Source organism: Roseofilum sp. Guam, from assembly GCF_017746735.1.
GTDB classification, from domain to species: Bacteria; Cyanobacteriota; Cyanobacteriia; order Cyanobacteriales; family Desertifilaceae; genus Roseofilum; species Roseofilum reptotaenium.
Genome location: NZ_JAGHZN010000023.1, coordinates 22933 through 35920 on the forward strand (window position 1 = coordinate 22933; position 12988 = coordinate 35920).

At 45.1% G+C, this 12988-nt stretch carries 12 protein-coding genes; 2 read left to right on the top strand and 10 right to left on the bottom strand.

Annotated features, from left to right (window positions below):
- Positions 1 to 42: 42 nt before the first annotated feature.
- From J7529_RS10740 to J7529_RS10750, 3 genes are all read right to left on the bottom strand, one after another.
- Entirely contained in the window at positions 43 to 405 is a 363-nt protein-coding gene (locus J7529_RS10740) for an STAS/SEC14 domain-containing protein (protein WP_318728954.1), read from the bottom strand.
- Between the two features lie 234 nt (positions 406 to 639).
- The gene (locus J7529_RS10745) at positions 640 to 2190 is read right to left on the bottom strand and encodes an NAD(P)H-quinone oxidoreductase subunit N (protein ID WP_318728955.1); all 1551 of its coding nucleotides are present in this window, start codon (positions 2188 to 2190) and stop codon (positions 640 to 642) included.
- A 387-nt stretch (positions 2191 to 2577) separates the two neighbouring features.
- Positions 2578 to 3033 (bottom strand): regulatory protein RecX, encoded by a 456-nt coding sequence (locus J7529_RS10750; RefSeq protein ID WP_318728956.1) that lies wholly within the window; start codon positions 3031 to 3033, stop codon positions 2578 to 2580.
- A gap of 122 nt (positions 3034 to 3155) precedes the next feature.
- Here J7529_RS10750 and J7529_RS10755 point away from each other — a divergent pair, with 122 nt between their 5' ends.
- Both J7529_RS10755 and J7529_RS10760 read left to right on the top strand, forming a co-directional pair.
- Positions 3156 to 3776: a hypothetical protein gene (locus J7529_RS10755; protein ID WP_271938358.1), complete on the top strand. Its 621-nt coding sequence runs from the start codon at positions 3156 to 3158 to the stop codon at positions 3774 to 3776.
- 102 nt (positions 3777 to 3878) lie between these two features.
- Complete coding sequence (locus J7529_RS10760) at positions 3879 to 4217, top strand: P-II family nitrogen regulator (protein WP_318728957.1); 339 nt, start codon at positions 3879 to 3881, stop codon at positions 4215 to 4217.
- Positions 4218 to 4423: 206 nt separating this feature from the next.
- Here the strand turns inward: J7529_RS10760 and rdgB are convergent, their stop codons facing one another.
- The 7 genes from rdgB to J7529_RS10795 form a co-directional block, all read right to left on the bottom strand.
- The gene (gene rdgB / locus J7529_RS10765; protein ID WP_318728958.1) at positions 4424 to 5008 is read right to left on the bottom strand and encodes an RdgB/HAM1 family non-canonical purine NTP pyrophosphatase; all 585 of its coding nucleotides are present in this window, start codon (positions 5006 to 5008) and stop codon (positions 4424 to 4426) included.
- Between the two features lie 66 nt (positions 5009 to 5074).
- On the bottom strand, positions 5075 to 5836 hold the full coding sequence (locus J7529_RS10770) for a Uma2 family endonuclease (RefSeq protein WP_318728959.1): 762 nt from the start codon (positions 5834 to 5836) through the stop codon (positions 5075 to 5077).
- Positions 5837 to 5954: 118 nt separating this feature from the next.
- Positions 5955 to 7430: a phosphoglucomutase/phosphomannomutase family protein gene (locus J7529_RS10775; RefSeq protein ID WP_318728960.1), complete on the bottom strand. Its 1476-nt coding sequence runs from the start codon at positions 7428 to 7430 to the stop codon at positions 5955 to 5957.
- A gap of 181 nt (positions 7431 to 7611) precedes the next feature.
- On the bottom strand, positions 7612 to 8073 hold the full coding sequence (locus J7529_RS10780) for a hypothetical protein (protein WP_318728961.1): 462 nt from the start codon (positions 8071 to 8073) through the stop codon (positions 7612 to 7614).
- Positions 8074 to 8185: 112 nt separating this feature from the next.
- Positions 8186 to 10984: a CHASE2 domain-containing protein gene (locus J7529_RS10785; protein WP_318728962.1), complete on the bottom strand. Its 2799-nt coding sequence runs from the start codon at positions 10982 to 10984 to the stop codon at positions 8186 to 8188.
- Positions 10985 to 11014: 30 nt separating this feature from the next.
- Positions 11015 to 11725 (bottom strand): DUF928 domain-containing protein, encoded by a 711-nt coding sequence (locus J7529_RS10790; protein WP_318728963.1) that lies wholly within the window; start codon positions 11723 to 11725, stop codon positions 11015 to 11017.
- Between the two features lie 121 nt (positions 11726 to 11846).
- The gene (locus J7529_RS10795) at positions 11847 to 12905 is read right to left on the bottom strand and encodes an ABC transporter ATP-binding protein (protein WP_318728964.1); all 1059 of its coding nucleotides are present in this window, start codon (positions 12903 to 12905) and stop codon (positions 11847 to 11849) included.
- Positions 12906 to 12988 lie beyond the last annotated feature (83 nt).

The window sequence follows — 12988 nt, forward strand, 5'->3', positions numbered from 1 at the left end:
GTCTAATAAATAGGGCATTTTAGCCACCTTTGAGCTGACTTATCACTCCTTGAGAATCCACTGACGTGCTTGTTCTTGTTCTGACCAACCAAAACAGGCCACTTCTAAGGAAGGAAATAAGCGGCGAGCTAAAGGCAGTAAAGAATTAATCCACTTAGCATCACAAACCACAGCTTTTTTATCAAAATCCTTAAAGTGATTAAAACCAATTTTCAAATCTTCTAGCAAGGCATCAGGGGTAATCCATCCCAATTGCTTGACTTCCACATAGGCTTGTAAATGGGGAGAGTGTTGCAGTTTCTCTTCAATCGCTTGACTAATTTTCTCGATGTCCTCGCGCTCAATCTTGCCTTCAATGCTCATCGCAACGACTGAAGGACGATCCAAAGCAATTAACGTAAGCATCAGCAGGTTCCTCCCATGCTGGTTCTCTTCCTCGAGTATAGCAACTTTACTGGGCAATGAAAAACCGCCTCCCCCTAAGGGCAGGCGGCTAGTTCTAGGATGAAGTTATCATACAGCAGGTTGGATGGGTATGTGGTAGATGGCGATCCCCCCCAACCCCTATTCTCGCCTCTGAAATGAATGAACACGGGGATGCATAAAGGGGGTATCATGACCGCGCCAAGTGCTGTAACCCTAATCTGTAATATCTAACTGGGCAATGGATTCAACCGCAGGGGTGGAAGCTTGCAACAGGGGAGTATTGATCACCGCATCATTCGCTAGAGTAAATAATGGATTGGAGAAAATACCACCTAGGGAAGTGACTAATAGGGAAACAATTAAACCGACTTGCAATGGACGTAATCCGGGAATATTCCATTGAATTTCGGGATAATTTTCTACAGATTCCGACATTTCATGGGGTTCTTTAACCACCATCATTTTGACAACGCGGATATAGTAGTAAATGGAAACAACACTGGTGATTAATCCGAGTAAGACAAGGGTATACAAACCGGCTTGCCAACCTGCCCAGAAGAGGTAAATTTTGCCAAAGAAACCAACTAGAGGCGGAATACCACCGAGGGATAATAGGCACAGGCTTAATCCGAGGGTGAGTAAGGGATCTTTTTGGTATAAACCGGCATATTCACTAATTTGATCGGTTCCGGTGCGCAGAGAGAAGAGAATCACGCAGGTAAAGCCGCCCAGGTTCATGAAGAGGTAAACCAGGAGATAGAAAATCATGCTGGCATATCCGGCTTCAGTTCCGGCAAGGAAACCAATCATCACAAAGCCCGCTTGAGCGATCGAGGAGTAGGCTAACAGCCGTTTCATGCTGGTTTGGGCAAGGGCGACAACGTTTCCTAAGACGAGGCTGAAGATGGCAAGGGCGGTAAAGACAAAGTGCCATTGCTCGGAGACGGAGGGGAAAGCGGTGACGAGGAGGCGAATGGCGAGGGCAAAACCTGCGGCTTTGGAGCCAACGGAGAGAAAGGCAACGACGGGAGTGGGAGAGCCTTCATAAACATCGGGTGTCCATTGGTGGAAGGGGACGGCAGAGATTTTGAAGGCGATACCGGCGATAATGAAGACAAGTGCAATGACTAGACCGATCGCCGGACTGTTGGGATTTTGCGTAAAGCTTTTGGCAATTTCCCCCAGTTGGGTTTCTCCACCGGATAAGCCATAGAGTAAGGAACTGCCATAAAGAAATACCGCCGAACTTGAGGCTCCAATTAACAGATATTTTAAGGCCGCTTCATTGGAGCGGGGGTCACGTTTCATATATCCCGTCAGCAAATAGGAAGCAATACTGAGAGTTTCTAGGGAGACGAAGATCATGACTAATTCATCTGCTCCAGAGAGGAACATCCCCCCGATGGTAGCGGTGAGCAGAATCATCAAGAATTCGCCTAAAGCGGTTCCCGTTTCTTGGACGTAGGTGATGGACATGAGGATGGTGAGCGCCGCAGAGAGGGCGATCGTGCCTCGAAAGACCATACTTAAGGCATCACTGTTAAATCCGCCGAAGAAGGCGACTGGGTTGGTTATGTCCCATTGGAGGAAGAGAGCGCCAACGGAAGCTAATAATCCGGCGATCGCAATATAGGGAGTCCAGTTTGAGGCGTTGCGTCCGCCGATTAGGTCTGTAATCAGCACGACCAGTAAGGTTAGAATAACAATTCCCTCTGGTAATATGGCTCCAGCATTAAGCTGGGCAGCAAGGTTGGTAAAATCCATAGGTTGTTTTGAGTTGAGCTATGCATCTGGCGACGTAACATTTCCGCATTATACAGCGCTTCGTGCTAGGGAAAAGGCAAAGGGAAAGCCTTAGAAATCAATTGTTCTGGATATATCAGTGTGGGTTTGGCTGCCTATTGCTGGCAATAGGGACGGGAAAATTGCCCGTCGTTTTGCCATTGCTCCAGATTGGGCAATCGAAATTTTCGGTCTAGAACTCGGATAAACGGCGATCGCTCTACATCGGTGAAAACGCTTGAAGCCTTGAAGAAAAAAAAGTCCTAAGGATCGTTACCCCCAGGACTCTCAAACCTTTATTCTGAGATCTAGTATAACAGGTCTGTCAATCAATTGGACTTTGACTTGACCCATGTTACTCCTTACTCTTTAATGGATTTCCTCTCGCCAATAAGCCAAGACTTCAGTAGGATTAAATCCACGATATTGTAAATAGCGGTAGACCTTGGTTTGGGTTTGAGGATCGAGGTTAGCCCAATCAGTAATTTTATATTTGCGTTCTACCTTAGCTTGTAAGTCTTGGGTTTCGGCTAAGTTGTCTGGGGGTTCGGGTTGTTCCTGCCAAGCTTGTTCAAAGGTTTCTGAGGAAATCCCTTTGCTTAAGCATTTGCGACGAAGGGCAGCTTTACCATATTTTCCTTTGCCGCTTTCAATCAGCGTACTGGCTAATCGACGATCGGATTGATACCCTAAACTCTGTAAGTGGGCGATTGTCTCCGCAATTTCCTCAAGAGAAAAGCCCTTTTCTTGAGCCTTCTTTTCCAGTTCTTTAACGCTATAATCGCGGCGCGAAAGGAGAAGATTGAAATAAGTCTGACAAGTCATAGTGGCACAAAAGTAGAGAAAGAAAGAGTTAAACATTAATCGATCCAGGGTATAAGGCTCAGTTCTTGACGAATCCGACCGATTATTGCTCTAATAACAAGTACGATCCTCGGTAAAAGCTTATGACTTCTTTACCTTATACGCCTCCTCCCCGAAAGCCGGCAAAGCCTTCTGAACCCACGCAGAGCCAAACCGCCAACCCAACGGCTTCTCAGAAGTATTCGCCATCTGTACCGATTTCAGTGTATCGGGATTTAGCCAGTGAGGTGAAAGAAAAGCAAGTCATGCTGGAGAGTCTAAAACAACAGAATCAACAACTGATTCAACAAAATCAACAGTTACGGGGAGAAATTGAGCAGTTGGTGCGATCGGTGGTACGTCTGCAACAGATTGCCCATGCCTATGAGCCAAGTATACCGGTTGCGCCCCCCCTTCCAGATCCTCAAGAAGCCTTTACCCCGGAACCGAAGTTTACGCCAGAGCCGAACGTTGATTTAACTCCTCCACCCCCACCAGAACCCGAAGATCGCGATTCTCCTGTTGATTTACCTCCGCCTCCAGAGGATGTACCGTTGTTTAGTGAGGAGCAGCAACGCCCCTATCCCCATCCTAGCGCTCCAGAACGTTCATCGGATCTCAATGGTGTGGGTTTGGCGATCGCCATCTTTATTATTGCGGCTATGGCAGGAACAGCCAGCTTTCTGATTGTGCGCCCCTTGATTCACCAAGGCAATCCGAAGTAAATTTCGTAAAACAGGTAACAAAATTCTATTGCCAACGGGTGATAGTAAAATGCAGTCCTAGTCCAGTCTATTTGATTAACGAACCCTTAAGGAGTTAAAACGTTGAAAAAAATTCAAGCAATTATCCGTCCATTCAAACTGGATGAAGTTAAAATTGCCTTAGTCAATGCTGGTATCGTGGGGATGACGGTTTCTGAAGTTCGGGGTTTCGGACGGCAGAAGGGTCAAACTGAGCGATATCGGGGTTCTGAATACACGGTTGAGTTTCTGCAAAAACTCTCTTTAGAAGTCGTGGTTGAGGATGATAAAGTGCAGACCGTCGTTGATAAGATTATCAACGCTGCCCGTACAGGTGAAATCGGAGACGGAAAAATCTTTATTTCTCCTGTGGAACGGGTCGTTCGGATCAGAACCGGAGAGTCTAATTTAGAAGCAATCTAAGCTCTAATCTCAGAGAGTAACCGCAGTTGGCTAGTTGGTGAGGATTTTCATAGCTCTAGTTACACAATAGGTGATACTAGCCTTATCCTCACCTAGAGGTCTACCGCTAAATGGCTTCTAGATAATGTCTCAAGAAACTTCTCACCACTAACACTCAGACATAGCGCTCAGGGAAAATTGCTCTGGGCGCTTAGTGTTTTTTGGGATTATATGGTTGACTGCCAGAGCTGTTGAAATTGGGGTAAAAAGAGTTTAAAGGCTTCCCCTCGATGGGAAAGGTGGTGTTTCATCTCTGGGGTAAATTCGGCAAAGGTGCGTTGATGTTGGGGAAGATAAAAGATCGGATCGTAGCCAAATCCGGCGTTTCCTCTGGGAGCATGGAGAATTTCACCAGGACAAATGCCTTCGCTACTGAGAATGATGTTTCCAGAGGGATTGGCAAGGGCGATCGCACAAACAAAGTGAGCGCGGCGATTCTCTTGATTGGCTAATTCCTTCAGAACTCGTTCAATCCGTTCGGTATCCGTATTGCCATAACGAGCGGAATAAATGCCCGGAGCGCCGTTCAGAGCATCAATGGTGAGTCCAGAGTCATCGGCGATCGCCCATTCTCCGGTTGCTTTAGCCACTTCTGAAGCCTTTAAGCAAGCATTTTCTACAAAGGTATCCCCCGTTTCTTCAACGTCTAATTCTGGGGGTTTGGGCAGAAAGTGGATATCTAACCCTACAAAATAGGCTTTGATTTCTTCTAATTTACCGGGGTTGCCTGTGGCGACGACTAAAGATTTCATGGAACAGTTATAGATAGGGAACCAGAAACACTTGCAAGTGTGGCACTGGCGAGTGTTTCTACTCCATTATTCTAATTCATCGGGATCGATACCCAGTTTCCGTAAGTGATCGGCTAATTTTTCTGCCCGTTGGCGCTCGCTCAGAGCTTCTTGCTCTAGAGTTTTCAGTTTCTCTTGCTCGGCTTTAATCAAGCCTTCTACTAGGGGAGGATTGAGCAGTTCTTGCACGGATAAAACGAGGTCTTGAAACTGAGGAGATACCACTGTGTCCGTTTCTTTAAAGTCGGTATACTCATATCCTTCTTCATTGGTTGGATTGGTAAACACGCGCACCTGTTTCTTTTTGGGGTCAATAATCCAATATTCCGCAATTTCTGTTAGTTCGTATTCATTGCGTTTAACCACATAATCATCCCGACGATTGGTGCTAACCACTTCCACCACCAAGATTGGTTTTTCCGCAAAGTCTAATACTCCTGCCCCTTGGCGATCAGCCACTTGCTCCCAAATCTCTTGGCTACAAACAACAACATCTGGAATTCGAGAAGAGTTTTTTTCTGTTCGCACACCCGTTCCTAGGGGATTAGCAACTAGATCTAAGTTAGCCTCGGCAAAAAAACGTTGCAGGTAGTAGACTAGAAACTTACAGATCTGGGTGTGTAAATAGGTAGATGCGGACATAGGGATTAGTATTCCTCGGTGTAATTCATAGCAAACATCCGGTTCTCCTTCATATTCTAGATACTCCTCAAAGGTGAATAGATGCTCTTGAGTTTCTTGGGGCTGGGGAGCGATCGCTTGGGTTTCTGGAATCGTTGCTTGAGTCATCAGGTGAGACCTCGATCGTGCGTTATCAGTAAATTCTAGCCAAAATGCAGTTAACGCTTGACTCAGATAAGGAGCTGAGAGCAACTGGTCTGAGTCAAGCGTTATCAAGACGGGGAATTTAAGTGAAGGTATTTGCCCAATCTTTAATCCAATTTAAGGTGTCATGGACGTTTTCTAGGGTGGCGGCTTCACAATAAAGACGTAAAACAGGTTCGGTTCCACTAAAGCGAACGAGGAGCCAACTGCCATCGGCTAATCGGAATTTGTAACCATCAATGGTATTGCAGTCGGTAACAGCTTTACCCGCAATTTTGGTGAGGGGATTGGTTTCTAATTCTTGTACAAGACGCGATCGCACTTCCATGCTGGCTAAGGGGAGATCGATGCGATCGTACATGGAGGAAAATCCGGTTTTTTCTTGCAGTTGACTATACAGATAGCCAAGATTTTGCCCCGATTGCACCACGGCTTCGAGAACATAGAGGGCGGAAAGCAGGGCATCCCGTTCGGGAATATGGGTGTTATAGCCAACACCACCGGATTCTTCCCCGCCAATGAGGACGGAATTCTCTAACATGCGATCGGCAATATATTTATACCCGATCGCCGTTTCATGGACGGATAAGTTATACAGTTGTGCCACTTTGGGCATTAAATCTGAGCCACTGATGGTTTTAACAACTTCCCCCGTAAATCCGCGTCGGGTAGCTAAATGTTCGATCAGAACAGGAATCAGAATTTGGGTACTCATGTATGTGCCATCTTTATCTATGGCAGCGATGCGATCGCTATCGCCATCAAAGACTAAACCGGTGACTAAGTCTGAACTTTTTCCAGAGGTGGAAAAGTTCTTCATATCTTCTAATAATTGAGGTAAATATTTGGGTAGAGGTTCAGGCGCACCGCCACCAAATAGGGGGTCGCGATCGCTATTTAACTCTCGAATATCCACCCCTAAAATTTGCGCCAATCCTCCTCCGGCTGCTCCATGCATGACATCGGCAAACACGGTTAATTTACCTTGGATAATGGCGGATTGAATGGCTCCAATATCCACTTTAGAACGTAAAATCTCACAATAGGAAGGCCAAGGATCAAACGACTCTAGGGTTCCCGGTTTTGGGGCAGGGGGGAGGGTTTGGCCGAGTTTAGCTTCTATTTTTTGGGTGACTTCTGGGGAGACAGAACCGCCAAAGGCTCCCTTCACTTTTAAGCCAAGATATTTACCGGGGTTATGGGAAGCCGTCATGACAATTGCACCGAGGGCACCTTTTTCTTTCGCTGCCCAACTGAAGGCAGGAGTGGGGGCGTAAGTATTCGTGAGCAGCACATTAAAACCCGCATTTTGAATGGCTTCAGCAGCAACTTGGGCAAATTCTTCCGCTAAAAACCGGCGATCGTGGCCCACAATTACGGTACGATTGCTGCGATAAAACTCCGTTTCGCTGTCGCGATCGCCATAAACTTCTTCTAAAATCTGGGCGGCGATCGGGGCAACTTCAGCCACCCGTTCCATCGTGAAATCTGCCGCAATAACCCCGCGCCAGCCATCTGTACCGAATTTAATGGGGTTTTTAAAAGGTGTTACTGCCATAAACGCTGCCTCTTTCCATAAATACTCACTTCTTGAGTTTACCCCCAATTTTCGGCTGGTCTACTGTCTGTAAAAATATCAATATTTGTTACAAATTCTCTCAAAAACAGAATATAGCGCTCTTCCAAAGAACCCCAAAGGTATCTTTTCATATTAACTCTAATATCAAGTCATTCAATGATCAAGGATTAATTTTGATTTCTAACGGGTTGTATTCGATTTCTACTCTAGAGCCGTATCTGATTTCCGGAATCAAGGGTGAAAGGATTTCCAGAATGGATGGATTGTGAAAGTGACGGATCTTGGTTTCAGGATGGGGATAATAGACTAAACTGTCATATTTTTGCTCTTGAAATGATACACGACAGCGTGAAAAGGAAAAATCTTCAGGTAGAGTATGCTCTGTCCAATTTACAGATCTAAATGTAAATTCAGGTTCGACTAACTCGAACGTTTTGGGGCTAATGGCAATATTCAATGTTCCTGGGAAGAAGGGAGTTAAATCCAGACCTAATGCTTTGAAGAAAGGAGTCTGCATTTCTATTGTACCCCTAGGATAGGGACTATCTAATGCATTGCCAGAAGCCACCTGATGTCCGGGTTGTATCATCCCATCTACCTTTTGCCAAGAGCGATCGATCATCTGAATTATGTTATTATCACTGATTTTATTATAGAGCAGAGAAAGGGAGAATTAGAACATTTTCTATTACCTATTCCCTGCTCCCCAACCTGAAGCATTTCATCAGAGCCAATTAACCGAACTTGATATCATCTGTATTTAATCCGGTTTTAATCAAATGGCGAATTTCTTTTACTTGAAAATTATCGGCGAACTGTTGGAGTTTCAGCGCAAATGGGACATAGACAATATTATGATCTTGCAGGGCGATCGCCGCTTTCTCCAGACTATTAAGATTCCCTCTTAAGGCTAAATCGAGTAATTTCTCTAATATCTCCTGTTCTGGAAAAACCATCTGTTCTTCATGTCCATTATTCTCTGAGGAATGAGAGGCTATCTTCTGTTCTTTAAATCCAGAATCAACCAATCCTTGATTTTCATAAATCCACTCTAAATGCAAGTATTTTTGTAAGTAAACCAGCAACAAATCCACTTGTACAGGTTTCGGTAAAAAGGCATTTCCACCGACCTTTAAGCTTTCTTCCTGATCGGTACAAAATACTTTAGCTGAAGACACAATAATCGGGATCTCTTTCCATTCATCAGACTGGCGAACTCTTTTAATTAAATCCAACCCATTCATGATTGGCATCATGATATTAGTAATAATTAAATCTGGTTTATAGTTCTGTACTTGATCCAAGGCTTCTTCACCCTGGTTTGCTTGAAGACAAATAAACCCGATTGATTCTAACAAGCTGACGACAATTGCTCGGTTTTCCCACTTATCATCAACAATCAGAATGGTTTTCACTGACCCTTGAAATCCTATAATTTTCTGAGCTTTTTGATCGTAAGATTGATGCGGACATTCAGCCGGGACTTGCAAGGATAAATCGACCCAAAACCGACTGCCTTCACCTAAGCTACTTTCCACCTGAATCTGACTACCCATCAGCGCGACAATTCTTTGACTAATGGTTAAACCCAAGCCAGTTCCTTCTGATTTTTTTTGAGTTTCTCCAACTTGCTCAAAAGGCTTGAAAATTTGTGTCATTTGGTTAGCATTCATGCCAATACCGGTATCTTCTATTTCAAAGTGAATGCTGACGCTTTGATTATTGAAGGTTTTATTGGGACGATCTCCATCTCTTGAAGACAGATTTTTCACCTTAAAAATCACTTGTCCTCGATCGGTGAATTTTATGGCATTTCCCAGCAAGTTAATGAGGACTTGTCGAAGACGTTTTTCATCAGCATAAATACTAACGGGAAGCCAAGGATCGGATTGATATAGAAATTCAATATTTTTTTGTTTTGCTCGTAGGCGAAACATTTCGACAATCCCCATCAGAAATGAGGGTAAATGAAAATAGCTGCTTTCTAGTTCGAGCTTTCTCGCTTCAATTTTCGATAAATCCAAAATGTCATTAATCAACGTCAGTAAGTGTGATCCACATTGATGAATAATATCGATCCCATCAAACTGAGACTTGAGGAGGTTATCTGATCTTTGAAGAATTTGCGTATACCCTAAAATGCCATTCAGGGGAGTGCGGAGTTCATGGCTCATATTGGCTAAAAATTCGCTTTTGGCTTGATTGGCGCTATCGGCTGCAATTTTAGCTTGTTCCAATTCTTGAGTGCGATCGCGGACTTTTTCCTCTAAAGTCTGGGAATAGTCTTGTAATTGCACATTAGCCTGTTGTAATTGTCTTTGATAGCGGCTATTTGTGCCTAGAATGGCGGCAACTGTCAAAGCAGAGAGGGGAGCAATCACCGGAATCCACCATCCGATTAAAAACGCACCATAGCCAAATAAAACTATCCCCCCTCCACTAGCACTGACCGCTATAATCGTGAGACCGGGAAAACTGTGGGTCGCTGAAAGCTTAATTTGAGGCAGGGTATAACTCAACAGGACTCCGATCGCAGACCAAAACAATACCCACAGACCTTTCAAGGGTAAAGATAACACTGAGGTTAAGGGCCGGCCATCTAGGGCAGCACTTAACATCAGGCTGGCAATATTGGCATGAATAAAGACCCCAGGCATCGGCTCAGAGGTCTCTTGATTACGATTGCTGTAGGGAGTATGAAAAAAATCATTCGTGCTGTGAGCCACCGAGCCAATGAGAATGAGGCGATCGCGGATTAATTCGGGATCAAAGTCCCCTTGCAGTAATTTCATCATACTCAAGGACTCAAATTGATCTGGAGTGCCCCGATAATTGAGCACAATTTGATAGCCCCCTAAATCCGCTTGACGATAACTGCCATTTTTGGAGGTTAAGGGACGAAATTCTGCTTGTCCTAACCCGTAAAACCGACGGTCTGAATCAATAGTTTTTAATTCAATTTCTTCCCCATGCAAATAATCTAAACTGGTTCGTACTCCTAAAGTTGGCAATAATTGTCCCTCTTCATCCAAAGATACAATCAGCGCTCGTCGGACTTTAGAGTCAGCATCTACTACTAAATCTGCTAGGGCAACTTGCTGGTTTTCTTCTAGGGCAGAAGGGGGGGCAACTCCTTCTCCTACTGCTTTTTTAATCCCGATTAAATGGGGCGTTTGAGCGATGACTTCCATCCATTTTTCGGTTCCTGGAGCAACCGGTAGATCGCGATATAAATCTAAACCAATCACCCTCGGATGATGTTGATTGAGGATAGAAATGATTTGCGCTAATGTGCCATCACTGAGTGGCCAAGTTCCCAGTTCCTGAATATCGCGATCGTCAATGGTGATGGTGGTAATCCGTTGTTCTGGTTGTTCTAGGGGGCGATGGCGAAAAAACTGGTCTAGAGTTGCCCATTCAAGCAGTTGAAATCCTCCAGCCATTCCGGCAATCATCACCGTACCGGTGACACTTGGAGCAATGGTAAGCAAGGGGTGCCATTGCTGAACATAGTGCTTGAGACGATGCCACATAAGGAATTGCCAGATATCAGTATGCACAGCTTAAGGTTGGGATTTGAGGATCGGTTGATTGGCGATCGCCTCTAGTCCTACGGATGATAATAGCTCTGTCCAATTTTCGATCAAGGATAGATTATCGGGTTCCTGTTTTTTTAATTGCACCAAAGAAAAAATGGTGTCATACCAAAGTTTGGCTTGGGCGAGATCTTGGACTTTTTTTAAAGAGAGTTCGGAGGAAATAGAATACTCTTCTCGAGGCAAACGACGAACCCACCCAACATATTCTGGACTGTCCGGTTCTAACACTTCCCCACAAATGAAGGCCATCCTCCATCGATAATTGACGTTTTCTTTTAAGGGGGGTGCATCTTCTGGCAGTTGCACGCCAATAATTCCAGGGGTTTCTGGTAACTTCATTTGGTGCTGAAAATGCTGTTCTCCGGTCTCGGTTTGTAGACTAAAAAATATCTGTTGAGCTGAAATTTGGGGAACATAGATATAAATCGTTGGCCTTTCAGCAACCGTAAAACCGATCTGGGTTTTTGGAAGTAGGGGAGTGATGGGTGATAAACTCTCTTGGACTGAAACGCACTGTTGGGGATTGCGCGCTCCTCCCCCTAATGTGGAGTCGGGAGCTTGATCTTCTGGGGGTTCAAAGATCACAGCTTCCGCTGAAGTTGCCATTAAACTTAGAGTAACTGCTGCAATTAAACCCGGCAGTCTGGATCGAGAAACTGGAAAGGGTTTACTCATAGCGATAGGGTTGATGAGGGTTTACAGGGTGCTTGATTCTATTGTGCTTGCTTTTCCGGCAAAATCCAACCCGTTTAAAAAAAATGACAACGGTAGTTAACTGGGTCTCCGCTTCCCCCTATTACCCCATCGGGGGGAAGATTTGCCAGGTTTTAGCCGTCACTTGAAGGTTGACTTTTGTGCCGATGGGTAGGGGGTTAATGGTGTTGCTTCTGGCTTTGAGTTCTAGTCCGGAAGAGGTGTGCAAAGTATAACGATGTTCGCGACCGAGAAATTGGCGATCGCCGATTTTGGCGATCGCGTTTTCATCCGGTTTGAGCTGAATATCTTCTTCGCGAATCATTAAATCTCCTTGCTCTAAGTCTTCTGAGTCAGGGACGAAAAATGAGCCGATTTCCGTATCCCATTGGGAACCGTTGCGACGAGCAGGGATAAAATTGGCTTGAGTGACAAATTCCGCGACAAACCGAGTTTGAGGATGACGGTAAATGATTTCTGGCGGCCCAATTTGTTCGAGTTGTCCGTTGTGCATCACGCCCACCCAATCACAGATAGAGAGCGCTTCTTCTTGATCGTGTGTAACAAAAATAGCTGATATGCCACTCGCTTTGAGAATGCGGCGAATCTCGGATCTCAGGCGCACTCGCACTTGAATATCTAGGTTGCTCAGGGGTTCATCTAAAAGGACGATGGTGGGTTCTGGTGCTAGAGCGCGAGCTAGAGCAACTCGTTGTTGTTGTCCTCCAGAGAGTTGGTGAGGATAGCGGTTTTGGAGTCCTTCCAAGCTCACCAGGGAAAGGGCTTCTAAGAGCCGTTTTTCAACCGTTCCTGTGCCCGAGCCTCGACGATGCTTCAAGCCAAAGATAATATTTTCTGCCACGGTTAGATGGGGGAATAAGGCATAATCCTGAAACACAATGCCCACATCTCGCTTTTCAGGAGGCACAGAAAAACGAGCTGTTCCCACCTCTTGCCGCCGTAATTCAATCTTGCCCCCAACCGGTTGCTCAAATCCAGCAATTAACCGGAGTAAGGTCGTTTTTCCACATCCTGAAGGCCCTACTAAGCCTAAAATATCGCCTTGCTTTAAGGTGAAACTGACCTGATTGACCACAAATCCTCTCTTTGGGTCAAATTGTTTGCTCACCTCTTCTAGGTTCAACACCACCGTCTCTGACATGCTTTGCCCTGTAACCGTTCAATCGATTAAAACTGCTATTACAGTAGCATAGTTTTTAGGCATCTTTTGAGAAGAGTTCTTAG